Consider the following 15281-nt stretch of genomic DNA (forward strand, 5'->3'; position numbering starts at 1 on the left):
GGTCGGCGTTCCTTGCCCCGAGATCGGCCCCTTGCTTCCGCGTGGACTGTCGAAAGCGCGTCATGCCGTCCTGCGGGGGTGCTTCCATCGCCCGCGCGCCCGCGCTACACGTGGCGCATGCGCTGGACCCTGCCAAATATCCTGACCGTCGGACGGATGATCGCCGCCCCCATGGTGGCGTTGGTCTTCCTGCTGCTGCCGAGGCCGTTTGCCGATTGGGTGGCGATGTTCCTGTTTCTCGGGGCCTCGCTCACCGATTACGTCGACGGCTACCTTGCCCGCGCCTGGAACCAGATCAGCCGGTTCGGCGCCATGCTCGACCCGATCGCGGACAAGGCCGTGGTCGTCGTGGCCCTTGCCGTGCTGCTCGGCATCCACGGCGTGACAGCCTGGCTCCTCGTGCCCGTCACCGCCATCCTGTTCCGCGAGGTCTTCGTCTCGGGCCTGCGCGAATATCTCGGCAACACCGCCAGCACGCTCAAGGTCACGCCGCTGGCGAAGTGGAAGACCATGGTCCAGATGGTCGCCATCACCATGCTCTTCGCATGGGGTCTGTTCGACCATTACTTCATCATGCAGACCTTCGGCATGAACGGCGAGATCGTGTCGGGCATCCTGGCGGGCGAGATCGCCGACGATGTCGGCCTGATCTGGAAATACAACGCGCTGATGCTCACCTCCTACGGCGGGCTTGTGCTGCTCTGGCTCGCCGCGGCGCTGACGCTGGTCACGGGCTACGATTACTTCCGCAAGGCCATGCCGCATCTGAGGGAGACGTGATGAAACTCGACATCCGCTACTTCGCCTGGCTGCGCGAGCGCGTCGGAACCGCCTCCGAACAGGTCGAGACCGAAGCCGGGACGGTCGCCGAGCTGATCGCCGAATTGCGCGCCCGTGACGAGGGCTATGCCTATGCCTTCTCGGACACCGGGTCGATCCGGGCGGCCATCGACCAGGACCTCGTCGAGATGGATGCCCCCCTTGCCGGGGCGCGCGAGGTTGCGTTCTTCCCGCCGATGACCGGGGGCTGAGGCCCGATGCCCGCGCCCGTCCGCGTCCAGTCCGCCCCCTTCGACATGGGGGCCGAGCTCAACGCCTTCGCCGCGGGCGTGACCGGGGCAGGGGCGGTGGTCAGCTTCTCCGGCATCACCCGCGACATCGCCACCGGCGATCTCGAGGTGATGGAGATCGAGCATTTCCCCGGCATGACGGAAAAGGCCCTGACCGAGATCCGCACGCAGGCCATGGAGCGGTTCGGCCTTGCCGACGCGATGATCCTGCACCGCTATGGTCCGTTGAAACCATCCGAACCGATCATGATGGTCGCCACCGCCGCCCGGCACCGGGCCGATGCCTTTGCCGGGGCCGAGTTCCTGATGGATTACCTCAAATCCCGCGCGCCCTTCTGGAAGAAGGAGGTCACCGCCGCAGGTGCCGCATGGGTCGAGGCGCGGTCCGAGGACGAAGACGCGCTGTCGCGCTGGAGTGCCGCGGACTGAGCCGCGCTCAGCTTTGCCCGGCCCCCTGCGCCTCGATGTAGACGCGAAGCTCCTCGGCCTCGTGGCGCGCTTCGCGCAAGCCGTCCATCGCGGCGCGCAGCTCGGCCTCGGTCTGGCTGAGCTGGCCGGTCAGTTCCGCCTCGCGCTGTTGCAGGTAGGCGATGGCCTGGTCCCGCATCTCCTCGGCGTCATGCAGCGCCTTGGCCAGAGCGTCCATCTCGTCGAGATCTGCGCTCGAGACCTGGCTGAACCGCGCGAGCAGCCAATGCGCCAGCCAGCCGAGGACGAAGGCCACGAAAAGGATGACCGCGATCGCAATGACGAATTCGAACCTGTTCATGACGCCTACTCCTGTGCGGCTTCTGCCCTGTCGACGACACTGTCGGGCCGTGGGACCGGCGTGATATCGGGCCGCGCCGGGCCGCCGGTTCCCCGTTCGATGTTCTCGTCACCCGAACCGCCCGAGGGTGCGGCCCCGGTTTCCGTGTCGGCCTCTGCCGTGTCGCCCGGCGCGGCGGCGACCGCTTCCGCCGTCTCTGCCGTCTCTTCCGTGTCCTCGGCCTCGTCGGCGTCGTCGGCTGTCTCGTCGCTGGCATCCGACAGCAGCCGGAATTCGATCCGGCGGTTCTGCTCGCGGCCGTCCTCGGCCTCGTTCGAGGCGATGGGCTGGCTTTCGCCATAGCCCTGAGCGGTCAGGTTGGAGACCAGGACACCGCGTGCCAGCAGCCCGTTCAGCACCGCGTCGGCACGCGACTGGCTGAGGTTCAGGTTCATCTCCTCGCGGCCCTGGCTGTCGGTATGGCCCGCGATTTCCATCCGCACATGGCGGCAGTCCGGCAGCACGGCGGCGATCCGGTCGAGGATCGCGCCCGCGGTCTCGTTGATCTCGACAGAGCCGGGGTCGAAGGTGATCTTGCCCTCGGCCTGGATCGCGCGGATCCGCTCGACGCATTCGGCGGCCGTGGGCAGCGAGGCGACCGGGTCGAGCGCCTCGACATAGACCACGTCGAGTTCGAAGGACGCGGTCTGCCCCAAGGCCTCGGACAGAAGCCGTGTCAGGTCGGACCCGGCGTCCGGGTTGCCGGTCTGGCCGCGCAGGATCAGCGTTTCAGGCTCCAGCACCATGGTGCCGTCATGCAGCTGCGACAGCGCATCCAGCCCCGCCATCGCGCGCATCGACCAGCCCGAGGGCAAGTCGCCCACTGCGCGGGTGGCGATATCGGCGGTCTGCATCCCGAACAGCGCGCGGGCATAGGCCTCGACCGACCGGCCGACCGGACCCTCGGGCAGGCGGCCGCGCATCGTCAGGCCGCCTTCCTCGTTCAGCGTTGCGATCAGCCGGGAGGGACCGGCGCTGACGGTGGTGTCGACGGGGTCGGGCAGGACCCCCTCGAGCGAGAAGACCTCGGGCAGCGCCTCGGATAATTCGCCGATCACCCGGTCGAACCGGTCCTGCTCGGTGCCCTGTTCGGCGATCAGCGTCACATCCGCGTCCGAGAAGGCGACGGTGCCGCGGCCCAGTTCGGTCAGCGCGTCGATCCCCGCGATCACGGCCTGCCCCCATTGCGGCGTGGGCACGCCCAGCCCCACCTGGCAGGTCAGCGGTCCCTCGGCCCCGGCCGCTTCGGCGGCGCTCAGGATGCGGGTGCGCACCGCCTCGGTGTCGGCGGCACAGGTCTCGAACCGGGGGCCGCCCTCGTCGATCACGAAGCGCAGGGTGAAGGGCGTTATGACCGGACGCGGGGCCGAGATATCGAGCGTCACCTCGACCCCCCGTGGCTGATCGACCTCGAGCGTGCGCAGGAAAGCCGCCCGTTCCTGGGCGCTTTCCGCGATGGCCAGCACTTCGACCGCGTCGGCATAAATGGTGACCTTGGAGCGCGGCAGCTCGCGCAGGGCGCGCAGCCCGTAGTCCAGCGCGGCGGTCCAGCCTTGCGGCACCGCGAAATCCGCGGTCTCGACCAGGTTGGTGATCTCCAGCCCGTTGGCGACCGCGGCGATGGCCGCATCGATGGGCGCGATGCCGGTCTCGGCCGGCACCAGGCCGATCACCTGGATGCCATCCGCGCTGCGCAGGATATCGACCGAAAAGCGCGGCGGTGCCACGTCCTCGCGGCGGGCGACCTCGATCCGGGTGATCACGCGGTCTGCATCCACCAGCGTGCCGGCGCGCGAACTGGCGCGAAAGGCCGAGGCCTCGCTCGGGGCGGTGCCGTCGAGATAGACGCGCAACCCGTTGGCGGAGACCTCGACCCAGCCCATTCCGGCGTCGTGCAGGGTGTCTTGCACAAGGTCCACCGACCGCCGCTCGGTGGCGATGGCAAGCAGGATCGAGGTTCCCACGGCCAGAAGCGCCGCAAGCGCGAAGGCGGCGATGGTCAGGAGGGTCTGGGAACGGATCATGTGTCGCTTCGGCCACGCTGCCGCTTCGGGTTGCCGAAGGGGTTACAGCCTGCCGTCCGCGGGTTCAATCAAACCAGTGCCGCAACGGCGAAAAACAGCGCAGGAACAAGGCCCGCGTCCCGGTTCGACCGGAACAGGCGCAGGCAGACGCCCGGATCGTCGATGTCCAGCCGCTGCATCTGCCACAGCATGTGCCAGCCCATGCCCCAGACCCCCGCCAGCGCCACGACCAGCGCCAGCACCGAGGCCTGCCCCAGCGCCAGCAGCACCGCAAGCCCGAGGAGCAAGACCGTCGCCACGAGAAAGCCGCGCAGCCAGAGGCCGGTGTTCTCGGCAAAGAGGCGCGCGGTGGACTTCACCCCTATCAGCGCGTCGTCCTCGCGGTCCTGGTGGGCGTAGATCGTGTCGTAGAACAGCGTCCAGCTGATCCCGCCGAGGTAGAGGAACACCGCAGGCCAGCCGAGGCTGCCGGTCTGCGCTGTCCACAGCAGCAGCGCGCCCCAGTTGAAGGCCAGCCCGAGGAACACCTGCGGCCACCATGTGAAGCGTTTGGCGAACGGGTAGACCGCGACCGTTGCAAGCGACGCGATGCCGAGCAGGATGGCATTGAGGTTGAAGGTCAGCAGGATCACGAAGGCGATCAGCGATTGCACCACCAGCCAGGCCAGCGCCTGCCGCACCGTCACCTGCCCCGAGGGGATCGGCCGCGACCGCGTCCGCGTGACCGCCGCGTCGATGTCGCGGTCGGTGATGTCGTTCCAGGTGCAGCCCGCCCCGCGCATCAGGAACGCGCCGATGGCGCAGCTCACGGCCAGCCACAGCTCCTGCAGGCCAAACCCGCCGCCGCCCGCCGCCGCGGCAAGGAACAGGCCCCACCAGCAGGGCAGCAGCAGAAGCCATGTGCCGATCGGCCGGTCGGCGCGGCTCAGCCGCAGGTAGGGGCGTGTGGGCGCGGGGGCCAGCCGGTCCACCCAGTTGCCCCTGACCGCATCCGCGACCTGACCCTCTGGCGTTTCCTGTGCCTCGCCCATAATCTCCGCCCCATGTCGGACCGTCCAAAGATACGCCTGTATGTAGAGCACCCTTTGGGGCCGGGGCAAACGGTCGACCTGTCGCGGGAGCAGGCGAATTACCTGTTCAACGTGATGCGCCTGTCGCAAGGGGCCGAGGTGGCGCTGTTCAATGGGCACGACGGCGAATGGCGCGCCGTGGTCGAGGCGGCGGGAAAGCGCGGCGGGATGCTGGCCTGTGTCGCGCAGACCGCGCCGCTTCTGATGCCGCCGGACCTTTGGCTCCTCTTCGCGCCGATCAAGAAGGCGCGCACAGATTTCATCGTCGAGAAGGCGACCGAGATGGGCGCGGCGCGCATCCTGCCCGTCCAGACCGAGTTCACCAATGCCGAGCGCATCCGGCAGGACCGCTTGCAGGCCCATGCCATCGAGGCCGCCGAGCAATGCGGCGGCACCCATGTGCCCGAGGTGGCCGAGCTGCAACGCCTCGACCGGCTGCTCGCCGACTGGCCCGCGGATCGCCGCCTGATCTACGCCGACGAGGGGCTGGCGGGGGCCGCGCAAACGCTGGCCACGGCCCCGGAGGCCGCAGAATGGGCGATCCTGATCGGTCCCGAGGGTGGCTTTTCCGAAGCCGAGCGCGCGCGGCTGCGCGGCCTGCCCTTCGTCACGCCCATATCGCTGGGTCCGCGCATCCTGCGCGCCGACACCGCCGCCGTGGCGGCGCTGACGCTGTTCCAGACGACGCGGGGCGATTGGGCATGAGCGGCTTTCTGCGCCCCGAGGCGGCCGCCACCCTGACCCGCTGGCGCGAGGTTCTGGTGGCGCTGGCCGTCATGGTGCTGGGCCTGTGGATCGCCGCGCGGCCGGGGCTGATCCTGCAGGGGGCTGGCTATGCGCTGATGCTGGCCGCAGCCGTGGCGCTGATCCCGGCGATCCGCCGCGCGCGCTTCGCCGCGGAGGGGGAGGGGCCGGGCGTGGTGCAGGTGGTCGAAGGGCGCATCCTCTACATGGGGCCGCAGACCGGGGGTGCCGTCTCCCTCGGCGAGTTGACCAGCCTGTCGCTGCGCCGCGACCACGAGGGCAACGCCGCGTGGCTGCTGCATGAACCCGGCCAGATGCTCGTGATCCCCGTGAACGCCGCGGGGGCCGAGGCGCTGTTCGATGCCTTCACCGCCTTGCCGGGCCTTGGGTCGCAGCGCCTTCTGGCGGCGCGGCAGGGCCTGCGCGCAGGCACACAGACCCTGTGGCGGCGCGCCGATGTTCCGGCCTTGACACAGTGACCCCCGCGGGCCACCTGTCGGCCCTGTCACGACCCGAGCACGCAAAGGCCAGCGCCCATGTCCATCCCCCAATCCGGCGGCGGCCCCATCGAGCGGCACGAGCAGATGGCCGAATACCTCGCCTCGGGCTGCAAGCCGAAAGACCAGTGGCGCATCGGCACCGAGCACGAGAAATTCGGCTATTGCCGCGATACGCTGGCCCCGCTGCCCTATGACGGGCCGCGCTCGATCAAGGCGATGCTTGAGGGATTGCAGCAGAAATTCGGCTGGTCGCCGGTGGCCGAGGGCGGCAACCTGATCGGGCTGGAGAAGGACGGCGCGAACATCAGTCTCGAGCCGGGCGGGCAGCTGGAACTGTCGGGCGCACCGCTCGAGACGATCCACCAGACCTGCGACGAGGTGAACGAACACCTGCGCGAAGTGCGCGAGGTGGCGGACGCGCTTGGCGTGGGATTCATCGGGCTCGGTGCCGCACCAGTCTGGCGGCACGAGGACATGCCGCTGATGCCCAAGGGCCGCTACAAGCTGATGGACGGCTACATGCAGCGCGTCGGCACCATGGGCACCACGATGATGCGCCGGACCTGCACCGTTCAGGTGAACCTCGATTTCGCCTCCGAGGCGGACATGGTCAAGAAACTGCGCGTCGCGCTCGCGCTGCAGCCGGTGGCGACCGCGCTTTTCGCCAATTCCCCCTTCCTCGACGGCAAGCCCAACGGGCACAAATCCTGGCGCTCGCGCGTGTGGCGCGACCTCGATCCGGCGCGCACGGGGATGCTGCCCTTCGTCTTCGAAGAGGGGTTCGGCTTCGAGGCCTGGGTCGACTACGCGCTCGATGTGCCGATGTATTTCGTCTACCGCGACGGACGCTACATCGACGCGCTCGGGCAATCCTTCCGCGATTTCCTCAAGGGCGAGCTGCCCGCGCTGCCGGGCGAGAAGCCGACGCTGTCGGACTGGGCCGACCACCTGACGACGCTCTTCCCCGAGGCGCGGATCAAGAAATACATCGAGATGCGCGGCGCTGACGGCGGCCCCTGGCGCAGGCTTTGCGCGCTGCCCGCCTTCTGGGTCGGGTTGATGTATGACGACACCGCGCTCGATGCGGCCTGGGATCTCGTGAAGGGGTGGGACGCCGAAACGCGCGAGGCGCTGCGCGTCGAGGCATCGGTCAACGCGCTGCACGGCCGGGTCGGAGAGATCGGGATGCACGACCTCGCGCGCGAGGTTCTGGCGATTTCCGAGGCCGGGCTGAAGGCGCGGGCCTGTCCCGGCGCCGGCGGGCTTGTGCCCGACGAGACGCATTTCCTCAATGCGCTCAAGGACAGTGTCGAGACCGGCACGGTTCCCGCGGACGAGCTGCTGGAGAAGTATCACGGCGACTGGGGCGGTGACCTAAGCCGAATCTACGCGGGCTACAGTTACTGACGCCGGGTTGCCCTGCACGGCAAGCATCCGCTTGCGTGTGAAGAACCACTCGAGGCAGGCCAGGTGCGCCTCGAGGATGGCGGGGTGGGAGAGCATCTGGTTCATCAGCCGCATCCGCGCCGGGCGGGTGCGCAGGATGGTCGGGTCCACCACCGTGTTGCGGTTGAATTCCTCGAACTGGCGCGAGCCCGCCTTGCGGTGACGCGTCGACCGGCCGTTCGCGTCCCCGCGCTGCAGCTTGATCGCCGACAGGTCCGCCGACTTCACCGCGTAATGGTTGACGTAGGCATGATCCCAGGCGTGCAACGCCTCGGGCAGCCTGTAGGCCGAATGGCGGTCGTCGTAGTGGCGGTCGACCGGCAGCGCCTCGCCCCGCGTGTTCACCACGCGCAGCGCCTCCGCCGGTTTCAGCGGCCCCTTGGGCATGTGCGGCGTCGTCGAGGTGAAGCTGCCGGGCCGGAAGATCGTCTTGTGCGCCCTGACCCCGTCCTCCTTGGTGATGTCCTGCGCGAAGAGGAAAGCCTCGGTCACCTGCCCGCCATCCCAGTGCTGGCGCTTGGCGTCGCCGAACATGCGCCACATCAGGGCCACGGCATCGGCATCCGGGAAGCGGGCGAGGAAGGGCTTGATCTGCGGTTGCACCGTCGGGAGGTTCACGAATTCGTCGATGTCGATATGCATCACCCAATCCGAGCTGCGCACCTCGGCATGGCGCAGGCCGCGGGTGGTGGCGCTGGACTGGATCGTGTGCCCCTCGAGGATGTCCGAATTCTCGATCCGGCTGACGGGGAAACGGCGCGCGATTTCCTCGATCAGTTCGACCGAGCCGTCGTCGCAATCATTGGTGGCGATCACGATGTGATCGAACCCGATCCCGAGGTGATGGGCGATCCACTCCACGAGGAAGATACCCTCGTTCTTCTGGGTCGCCACGATGGTTGCGCGAGGGGGTGCCATGCCTGCCGGTCCTTGTTGCGGTCACACCTGTATACCCGGAAATTTGTCCGAAATTGGAACAATCCGGGCCCGGACCGCCCGTTCCCGCGGATTGCAGGGACAGCTCTACACGTTCCCGGCGTTCTGCAACACGTGCTTGCGGTAATAGTCGGTGATCTCGGCCCTGCGCTCGACGACCAGCCGCGCGTGTTCTTCCGGCGATGGCCGCGGCGCGAAGGCGCCATGGACGGCGGGGGGCCTGCGCCTTTTGCGGTCGGGGGCCGGGTCGGGTCCGAAGCGGTTCATGCCATGGGTGCCGGGCAGGCACAGCACGACCAGGAACCAGAGGCTGCCCGCAACCGGGATGACCGTGACCGCGACAACCGCCGCCAGCGTGCCCTGCCCACCCGAGGCCAGCATGATGAAGACCGCCGCCAGCAGGGCCGCGACATAGGCGAGGAGCGGCATGAAGATGAACCAGCCGCTGCGGTCGGTGTCATGCAGCCGCCGCACCGTGACGGCGAGCTGCGGCAGGCAGACCAGCACGAGATACCCGGCAATCAGGCCGACCACGACCATCCAGCTGCCCCGAGCCGCCGCGATCCCGGCAAGGTCGGGGTTGGCCGCGAGGGCGGCAAGGGCGGGATCGTTCACCACGTAAAGCGCCAGCGCCACCTGCAGGCCGATGCCGACAAGGCACTGGAACAGGGCGAACCACCAGTATTCCGCCCGCCGCGCGCGGCCGGAGAAGTTCAGCATGTTCCGGTAACAGGATGCGACTGCCCTGATCGGTCCCATCGGTCTTGCGCTCCGCCTGATTGTTCACGCGCCCGTCGAAAGGGTCGGCGACAATCATGGCGCGGCCAAGGCAGGACCGCGGAGGCGGCAAGGCATGGCATTGGGCAACCGGGCTGACAGCCGCGTCAGCCCTTGCGCCCGATCCGCGATTCGGTGCCGGCCAGAAGCCTTGCGATGTTCTCGTGATGGCGGGCGAAGATCAGCACCGCCAGCACGATGCACAGCAGTGCCAAGGTCGCATGCCCCATCAGGATCGCGGCCACCGGGCCGAGCGCCGCGGCCACCAGCGCCGAAAGCGACGAGAAGCGCGTAAGGGCGGCCGTCACGGCCCAGAGCGCGCAGGCGGCAAGCCCCACCGGCCAGGCCAGCGCGATCAGCGTGCCGAGAAAGGTCGCCACCCCCTTGCCGCCCCGGAAGCGCAGGAAGACCGGGTAGCAATGCCCGAGGAACGCCGCCGCCCCGGCCAGCTGCGCCGCGTCCTCGGCCAGCAGCGCGCGTGCCGCAAGGACCGCGATCGCCCCCTTGCCCGCGTCCAGAACCAGCGTCAGCAGCGCCGCCGGCTTGTTGCCCGTGCGCAGCACGTTGGTGGCCCCGATGTTGCCCGACCCGATCTTGCGCAGATCGCCCAGGCCGAAGAGCCGCGCCATCACGATGCCGAACGGCACCGAGCCCAGCAGGTAGGCCAGCACCGCCGTGGCCGCCAGCAGCGCGGGTGCCGTTTCCAGCGCCGGGATCACGCGTTGGTCTCCGCCGCGCGGTCGTAGACGACGGCGCCGTCCACCCATGTGCGCAACACGCGGCCTTGCATCCGCTGACCGTCAAAGGGCGTGTTCTTCGACTTGGAATGCAGGCCGAACCGATCGAGGATATAGGGCACATCGGGGTCGAACAGCACGAGGTCGGCGGGCGCACCGGGCGCAAGCCGCCCGCTCTCCAGCCCCAGCCGCCGCGCCGGGTTCAGCGCCATGGCGCGGAACAGCTCGGGCAGGCTCAACGCCTCGGCATGGTAAAGGCGCAGCGCCGCGGGCAGCAGCGTCTCGAGGCCGACCGCCCCGCTTGCCGCCGCCTCGAAGGGCAGGCGCTTGCTTTCCTCGTCCTGCGGGCTGTGCATGGAACAGATCACGTCGATCAGCCCCTCGCGCACCGCCTCGACCATGGCAAGGCGGTCGTCCTCGTCGCGGAGCGGCGGGGTGAGCTTGAAGAAGGTGCGGTAGTCGCCCACGTCCAGTGCGTTCAGCGTCAGGTGGTGGATCGAGATGCCCGCCGTCACGTCCAGCCCGGCGGCCTTGGCGCGCGCCAGCGCGGGCAGGGCCGCGGCACTCGTCACCTGGTCGGCGTGGTAGCGCGCGCCGGTCATCTCGACGAGCGCAAGGTCGCGCTCCAGCCCCATCCGCTCGGCCATGGGCGAGACGGCGGGCAGCCCGCGCAAGCTGGCGAACTTGCCCGAGGTCACCGCCGCCCCCGACGACAGGCCCGGCTCTTGCGGGTGGCCCAGGATCAGAGCACCCAGCGAGCGCGCATAGGTCATGCAGCGCGACAGGACGCGCGCGTCGGTCGTCACCGCGTCGCCGTCGGTGAAGGCCACCGCGCCCGCATCCATCAGGAAGCCGATCTCGGTCATCTCGCGGCCCGCGCGCGCCCGCGTCAGCGCCGCCATCGGCCGGACCTTGACCGGCGAGGCGTCGCGCGCGCGGCGGATCACGAATTCCAGCACCTCGGGCGTGTCGATGGGCGTGGCCGTGTCGGGCCGCGTGACCATCGTGGTCACCCCGCCCGCCGCCGCCGCCCGCCCCGCCGTGCGCAGGCTCTCCTTGTGCCGCTCGCCCGGTTCACCGGCGTTGACGCCAAGGTCGACGATGCCCGGCGCAAGACAGGCCCCGTTGCAGTCGATGCCGCCCGCGCGCGGGCCTTCGCCCGACTCGGCGATGCGCCCGCCCTCGATCCTCAGCCAGCCAAGCGTCTCGGTGCCCGCCTCGGGGTCGATCAGCCGCGCGTTGCGCAGAAGTGCGTTGGTCATTGCGTCCCGTCCCTCTCCGTGCCGCCGCCGGTCCTTGCCGCCTCGATCCGGGCTTTTGTCGCCTTCGCGTCGGGCTGGTATTTCATCAGGTGCTTGTCGCCCGCGACGGTCACGATCTGCACCGCCGAGAACAGCGTGTTGACCGCCGCGATGTTCTCGAGCGCGATGGCCCGCGTGCCGGGGCCGAGAAGCCGCCGGTTCGTCAGGTCCCAGCGCATCTTCGTCTCGTCCGAGGCGAGGTAGAGCGCACGCACCGCGATGGCGAAGAGCCCGCCCACCGCGCCGGTCCAGACATGCTCGTTCCCGAGCGCCCAGAGGATGCCCATGCCGCCCGCCATGGCGAGCGCGGCCAGCCAGGCATTCTCGCGCCAGTAGGTCGCGCGGTCCGCGGCAAAGGCCGCGACGACGCGTTCGCCCGGTTCCAGCTCGGTCACGGGGGCAAAGGGCGTGCGCGTGGAGATATGCGGATCGCTCATCGCAGCAGCACCACTAGGATCAGCAGCAGCAGAACGGCGCCCACCACCCATGTCGCGCTGCCGCTTCGGCGGGGTTTGTCCGTGAGGGGGGCAGCGGGCGGCGGCGGCGGCGTCACCGCGGCCTTGGGCAGGTTGCCGCCGTGATCCGGCCGCGCCAATGGCACCGAGGCGATCAGCGTCAGCGCGGCCCCCGGTGCGGGTTCTTCCGACAGGGCGCGTTCGGGCACCAGCAGGACATGCCCCTTGAGCGCATTCATCCGCCGCGCGTCCTGCGCCGGGATGCTCTCGGGGGCGAAGGCCATGGCGACGTAATCCGACAGCGCCATCTCGCCGAGGTCCGTGACCGGGAACAGCTCCACCTCGGCCTCGTCCACCTCGGCCCCCAGCCACTCGGTCAGCGGCGGCAACACCGGAGCCTCGCCCCGCGCGCGCGTCAGATGCGTGTGCCGCACCCCGGTCACGGCGTTGACGGCGAGGATGTGGAGGGTGTCGGTCATGCCGCGCCCTTCTCCCGCCGCTCCCGCAGGGTCTCGGCCAGCAGCTCCATTGCCGCCATGCGCACGGCGACGCCCATCTCGACCTGTTCCTGGATGACCGAGCGGTTGATGTCGTCGGCGATGGTCCCGTCGATCTCGACCCCGCGGTTCATCGGCCCCGGGTGCATCACGATGGCGTCGGGCTTGGCAAACGACAGCTTCTCGGCGTTCAGCCCGAAGCGGTGGAAATACTCGCGCTCGGACGGGATGAACGCGCCGTCCATCCGCTCCTTCTGAAGGCGCAGCATCATCACCACGTCGACGTCGCGCAGCCCCTCCTCCATGTCGCCGTAAACCTCGACGCCCCAGTCCGCGGCCCCTGCCGGGATCAGGGTGGGCGGGCCGACAAGGCGCACCCGGTTCTCCATCTTGCCTAGCAGGAAGATGTTCGACCGCGCCACGCGGCTGTGCGCGATATCCCCGCAGATGGCGATGTTGAGCCGGTGGAGCCGCCCCTTGGCCCGCCGGATCGTCAGCGCATCGAGCAGCGCCTGCGTCGGATGCTCGTGCCGCCCGTCGCCCGCGTTCAGCACGGCGCAGTTCACCTTGTCGGCGAGCAGTTTCACCGCCCCCGAATGCGGATGCCGCACCACCAGAAGGTCGGGGTGCATCGCGTTCAGCGTCAGCGCCGTGTCGATCAGCGTCTCGCCCTTCTTCAGCGAGGACGCCGCCATCGCCATGTTCATCACATCCGCGCCCAGCCGCTTGCCCGCGATCTCGAAGCTGGCCTGCGTCCGGGTGGAGGCCTCGAAGAACATGTTGATCTGCGTGAGGCCCTTCAGCGGCGCGCCATGCTGGCGGCTGCCGCGCTCGGCCTCGGCATGGATGTCGGCGCGGTCGAGAAGGAGCTTGATCTCCTGCGGGTGCAGATCCTCGATCCCCAACAGGTGCGTCTGGCTGAATGTCATGGTCCCGCCCCGGTGTTCCACGGTTTCCCGCTTATAGGAGCGGGTGGGGCAGGGCGGCAAGGCGTCAGGGCTGCCCGTGCAACGGCCCTTTCCCTTGCCGGGCTGCGGGCATAGCTTTGGCGTCATGGATGAGCTTGGGTATCACGACGCATTGGCGATGCTCGACTGGCAGATCGAGCTGGGCGCGGACGAGGCGATCCTCGACGCGCCGGTCGATCGCTTCGCGCTGGAGGTGCAGCCGACACCGGCAAGCGCCCCCGTCGCGCGACCTGCCCCGGCCTCGACGCCCGATGCCCGGCCCGCCGCTCCGCCCCCTGTTGCCGTTGACGCGACCGAGGTCGCCCGTGTCGCCGCGGCCGCCGCGCATGATCTGCCCGCGCTCAGGGCCGCGATGGAGGCCTTCCCCCATTGCCCCCTGCGCGAGACGGCGCGGCAGCTCGTCTTCGCCGACGGCACGCCCGCGGCGCGCGTGATGATCGTGGGCGAGGCCCCTGGCCGCGACGAGGATATCGCGGGCAAGCCCTTCGTCGGGCGTGCGGGGCAACTGCTCGACCGGATGCTCGCGGCCATCGGCCTGAGCCGCGGGGCCGAGGATGCGGCCCATGCCGTCTACATCACCAACATGCTGCCCTGGCGCCCGCCCCAGAACCGCGACCCGACGCCGGAAGAGCTGGCGATGCTCGGCCCCTTCATCCGCCGCCATATCGAGCTTGCGGACCCGGATATCCTGGTTCTGATGGGCAACTGGGCCTGCCAGGGCCTGATGGGCAAGCGCGGCATCACCCGCCTGCGCGGGGGGTGGGCCGAGGTCATGGACCGCCCCGCGATCCCGATGTTCCACCCCGCCTACCTGCTGCGCAAACCCCATGACAAGGCGCGCGCGTGGGAGGATCTGTTGTCCCTTCAGGCAAGGCTCAGGACGCTCTGACATGTCCCGTATCGACGACACCCGCCCCTTCCATCCCGTCCGCATCGCGGTTCTGGCCGTCTCCGACACCCGCGGCCTGGCCGAGGACAAGTCCGGCGACGTGCTGGTCGAGCGGCTGACCGGCGCGGGCCATATTCTCGCCGCGCGCCACATCCTGCGCGACGAGCGCGCCGAGATCGCGGCGCAGCTGCGGGCGTGGTGCGACGATCCCGGCATCGACGTGATCCTGACCACGGGGGGCACCGGCCTGACCGGGCGCGACGTGACGGTCGAGGCGCACCGCGACGTCTACGAGAAGGAGATCGAGGCCTTCGCCACCGTCTTCACGATGATTTCAATGCAGAAGATCGGCACCTCGGCGGTGCAGTCGCGCGCCACCGGCGGCGTGGCCAACGGCACCTACCTCTTCGCGCTGCCCGGAAGCAGCGGGGCCTGCAAGGATGCATGGGACGAGATCCTGCGCTGGCAGCTCGATTACCGGCACCGTCCCTGCAATTTCGTCGAGATTCTTCCACGTCTCGACGAACACCTGCGACGGAAATGATCGCCTCAGACGTGCAAGGACGGTGACTTGGTCACTTGGACCTTTCCCGCCGTCAGCCTACCTTGGAGGCAGGCACCCTTTGAGGCACTGATCCGATGCGTTTCTTCCGCCGCGCCCTTGTGGGCCTTTTCCTGTTCGCGCTGACCGTCGGACTTCTGGCCGTTGCGGGCAATTCGATCTACGGCGCGCTTCAGGCCCGCTGGGCCGAGGAGGGGGGCGCGCGCCCCGCGCGGGAACGGGTTTTCTCGGCCGAGGTCGCGGCGCTGGAGTTCGGCACCGAGACGCCGGTCCTGACCGCCTTCGGCGAGGTCCGCTCGCGCCGCACGCTGGAATTGCGCGCGCCCGCCGAAGGGACCGTGATCGAGCTGGCCGAAGGGTTCGAGGATGGCGGCGCGGTCGCCGCGGGCCAGACCCTTCTGCGCATCGACCCCGCCGAGGCGCAATCGGCGCGCGACACCGCCGCCGCCGACCTGCGCGACGCCGAGAACGAACTGGCCGAGGCCACCCGCGCCCTC

18 protein-coding genes and 1 pseudogene are annotated in these 15281 nt (G+C 69.3%); 9 read left to right on the top strand and 10 right to left on the bottom strand.

The genetic code is table 11. The annotated features are described in order from the left end of the window. The first annotated feature begins 117 nt into the window (after positions 1–117). From pgsA to QQK83_RS08375, 3 genes are read left to right on the top strand one after another with little or no spacing between them, the layout of a single operon-like run. A complete protein-coding gene (gene pgsA, locus QQK83_RS08365) occupies positions 118–780 on the top strand; it encodes a CDP-diacylglycerol--glycerol-3-phosphate 3-phosphatidyltransferase (RefSeq protein ID WP_284263332.1) in 663 nt (220 codons plus the stop codon). Then, the gene (gene moaD, locus QQK83_RS08370; protein ID WP_284263335.1) at positions 780–1031 is read left to right on the top strand and encodes a molybdopterin converting factor subunit 1; all 252 of its coding nucleotides are present in this window, start codon (positions 780–782) and stop codon (positions 1029–1031) included. The genes pgsA and moaD overlap by 1 nt, the downstream gene beginning before the upstream one ends. A gap of 6 nt (positions 1032–1037) precedes the next feature. Then, positions 1038–1499, top strand: coding sequence for a molybdenum cofactor biosynthesis protein MoaE (locus tag QQK83_RS08375; RefSeq protein ID WP_284263336.1), 462 nt, complete (start codon positions 1038–1040; stop codon positions 1497–1499). A gap of 7 nt (positions 1500–1506) precedes the next feature. Here QQK83_RS08375 and QQK83_RS08380 read toward each other — a convergent pair whose 3' ends face one another. The 3 genes from QQK83_RS08380 to ubiA form a co-directional block, all read right to left on the bottom strand. After that, positions 1507–1839 carry a hypothetical protein gene (locus QQK83_RS08380; protein WP_284263338.1) on the bottom strand — a complete coding sequence of 111 codons (333 nt, stop codon included), beginning with the start codon at positions 1837–1839 and terminating at the stop codon, positions 1507–1509. Between the two features lie 5 nt (positions 1840–1844). Further along, on the bottom strand, positions 1845–3902 hold the full coding sequence (locus QQK83_RS08385) for an OmpA family protein (protein ID WP_284263340.1): 2058 nt from the start codon (positions 3900–3902) through the stop codon (positions 1845–1847). Between the two features lie 68 nt (positions 3903–3970). Next, a complete protein-coding gene (ubiA, locus tag QQK83_RS08390; RefSeq protein ID WP_284263341.1) occupies positions 3971–4933 on the bottom strand; it encodes a 4-hydroxybenzoate octaprenyltransferase in 963 nt (320 codons plus the stop codon). 12 nt (positions 4934–4945) lie between these two features. Between ubiA and QQK83_RS08395 the strand changes: the two genes are divergently transcribed. The 3 genes from QQK83_RS08395 to QQK83_RS08405 are packed head-to-tail and all read left to right on the top strand — an operon-like array spanning position 4946 to position 7623. Continuing rightward, the gene (locus tag QQK83_RS08395; RefSeq protein WP_284263342.1) at positions 4946–5677 is read left to right on the top strand and encodes a 16S rRNA (uracil(1498)-N(3))-methyltransferase; all 732 of its coding nucleotides are present in this window, start codon (positions 4946–4948) and stop codon (positions 5675–5677) included. Continuing rightward, entirely contained in the window at positions 5674–6195 is a 522-nt protein-coding gene (locus QQK83_RS08400; protein ID WP_284263344.1) for a hypothetical protein, read from the top strand. The genes QQK83_RS08395 and QQK83_RS08400 overlap by 4 nt, the downstream gene beginning before the upstream one ends. Positions 6196–6252: 57 nt before the next feature. Continuing rightward, positions 6253–7623, top strand: a complete 1371-nt coding sequence (locus QQK83_RS08405) for a glutamate--cysteine ligase (RefSeq protein ID WP_284263346.1) — start codon at positions 6253–6255, stop codon at positions 7621–7623. Here the strand turns inward: QQK83_RS08405 and QQK83_RS08410 are convergent. The 7 genes from QQK83_RS08410 to QQK83_RS08440 form a co-directional block, all read right to left on the bottom strand. After that, positions 7591–8580: a glycosyltransferase family 2 protein gene (locus QQK83_RS08410; RefSeq protein WP_284263348.1), complete on the bottom strand. Its 990-nt coding sequence runs from the start codon at positions 8578–8580 to the stop codon at positions 7591–7593. The genes QQK83_RS08405 and QQK83_RS08410 overlap by 33 nt on opposite strands. Positions 8581–8685: 105 nt before the next feature. Next, positions 8686–9318, bottom strand: a complete 633-nt coding sequence (locus tag QQK83_RS08415) for a DUF805 domain-containing protein (protein WP_284263350.1) — start codon at positions 9316–9318, stop codon at positions 8686–8688. A gap of 164 nt (positions 9319–9482) precedes the next feature. Further along, complete coding sequence (plsY, locus tag QQK83_RS08420; protein ID WP_284263369.1) at positions 9483–10091, bottom strand: glycerol-3-phosphate 1-O-acyltransferase PlsY; 609 nt, start codon at positions 10089–10091, stop codon at positions 9483–9485. Continuing rightward, positions 10091–11374 carry a dihydroorotase gene (pyrC, locus tag QQK83_RS08425; RefSeq protein WP_284263352.1) on the bottom strand — a complete coding sequence of 428 codons (1284 nt, stop codon included), beginning with the start codon at positions 11372–11374 and terminating at the stop codon, positions 10091–10093. The genes plsY and pyrC overlap by 1 nt, the downstream gene beginning before the upstream one ends. Next, a complete protein-coding gene (locus QQK83_RS08430) occupies positions 11371–11850 on the bottom strand; it encodes a hypothetical protein (RefSeq protein ID WP_284263354.1) in 480 nt (159 codons plus the stop codon). Before QQK83_RS08430 ends, pyrC begins: the two co-directional genes overlap by 4 nt. Beyond that, positions 11847–12347, bottom strand: a complete 501-nt coding sequence (locus tag QQK83_RS08435) for a hypothetical protein (RefSeq protein ID WP_284263356.1) — start codon at positions 12345–12347, stop codon at positions 11847–11849. The genes QQK83_RS08430 and QQK83_RS08435 overlap by 4 nt, the downstream gene beginning before the upstream one ends. Further along, positions 12344–13294 carry an aspartate carbamoyltransferase catalytic subunit gene (locus QQK83_RS08440; protein ID WP_284263358.1) on the bottom strand — a complete coding sequence of 317 codons (951 nt, stop codon included), beginning with the start codon at positions 13292–13294 and terminating at the stop codon, positions 12344–12346. The genes QQK83_RS08435 and QQK83_RS08440 overlap by 4 nt, the downstream gene beginning before the upstream one ends. 124 nt (positions 13295–13418) lie before the next feature. Between QQK83_RS08440 and QQK83_RS08445 the strand changes: the two genes are divergently transcribed. The 3 genes and pseudogenes from QQK83_RS08445 to QQK83_RS08455 all read left to right on the top strand — a co-directional run. Next, the gene (locus QQK83_RS08445) at positions 13419–14222 is read left to right on the top strand and encodes a uracil-DNA glycosylase (RefSeq protein WP_284263359.1); all 804 of its coding nucleotides are present in this window, start codon (positions 13419–13421) and stop codon (positions 14220–14222) included. 1 nt (position 14223) lies between these two features. Then, positions 14224–14766 (top strand): molybdenum cofactor biosynthesis protein B, encoded by a 543-nt coding sequence (gene moaB / locus QQK83_RS08450; RefSeq protein WP_284263361.1) that lies wholly within the window; start codon positions 14224–14226, stop codon positions 14764–14766. 95 nt (positions 14767–14861) lie between these two features. After that, positions 14862–15281 (top strand): annotated as a pseudogene (locus QQK83_RS08455) (efflux RND transporter periplasmic adaptor subunit); the annotation flags it as partial.

This window comes from Roseicyclus amphidinii, from assembly GCF_030163755.1.
Classification (GTDB): Bacteria; Pseudomonadota; Alphaproteobacteria; order Rhodobacterales; family Rhodobacteraceae; genus Roseicyclus; species Roseicyclus amphidinii.

Coding starts and splice junctions, on each gene's coding strand:
- pgsA (WP_284263332.1), top strand. CDS start 118: ATGCGCTGGACCCTGCCAAATATCCTGACCGTCGGACGGATGATCGCC.
- moaD (WP_284263335.1), top strand. CDS start 780: ATGAAACTCGACATCCGCTACTTCGCCTGGCTGCGCGAGCGCGTCGGA.
- QQK83_RS08375 (WP_284263336.1), top strand. CDS start 1,038: ATGCCCGCGCCCGTCCGCGTCCAGTCCGCCCCCTTCGACATGGGGGCC.
- QQK83_RS08380 (WP_284263338.1), bottom strand. CDS start 1,839: ATGAACAGGTTCGAATTCGTCATTGCGATCGCGGTCATCCTTTTCGTG.
- QQK83_RS08385 (WP_284263340.1), bottom strand. CDS start 3,902: ATGATCCGTTCCCAGACCCTCCTGACCATCGCCGCCTTCGCGCTTGCG.
- ubiA (WP_284263341.1), bottom strand. CDS start 4,933: ATGGGCGAGGCACAGGAAACGCCAGAGGGTCAGGTCGCGGATGCGGTC.
- QQK83_RS08395 (WP_284263342.1), top strand. CDS start 4,946: ATGTCGGACCGTCCAAAGATACGCCTGTATGTAGAGCACCCTTTGGGG.
- QQK83_RS08400 (WP_284263344.1), top strand. CDS start 5,674: ATGAGCGGCTTTCTGCGCCCCGAGGCGGCCGCCACCCTGACCCGCTGG.
- QQK83_RS08405 (WP_284263346.1), top strand. CDS start 6,253: ATGTCCATCCCCCAATCCGGCGGCGGCCCCATCGAGCGGCACGAGCAG.
- QQK83_RS08410 (WP_284263348.1), bottom strand. CDS start 8,580: ATGGCACCCCCTCGCGCAACCATCGTGGCGACCCAGAAGAACGAGGGT.
- QQK83_RS08415 (WP_284263350.1), bottom strand. CDS start 9,318: ATGCTGAACTTCTCCGGCCGCGCGCGGCGGGCGGAATACTGGTGGTTC.
- pyrC (WP_284263352.1), bottom strand. CDS start 11,374: ATGACCAACGCACTTCTGCGCAACGCGCGGCTGATCGACCCCGAGGCG.
- QQK83_RS08430 (WP_284263354.1), bottom strand. CDS start 11,850: ATGAGCGATCCGCATATCTCCACGCGCACGCCCTTTGCCCCCGTGACC.
- QQK83_RS08435 (WP_284263356.1), bottom strand. CDS start 12,347: ATGACCGACACCCTCCACATCCTCGCCGTCAACGCCGTGACCGGGGTG.
- QQK83_RS08440 (WP_284263358.1), bottom strand. CDS start 13,294: ATGACATTCAGCCAGACGCACCTGTTGGGGATCGAGGATCTGCACCCG.
- QQK83_RS08445 (WP_284263359.1), top strand. CDS start 13,419: ATGGATGAGCTTGGGTATCACGACGCATTGGCGATGCTCGACTGGCAG.
- moaB (WP_284263361.1), top strand. CDS start 14,224: ATGTCCCGTATCGACGACACCCGCCCCTTCCATCCCGTCCGCATCGCG.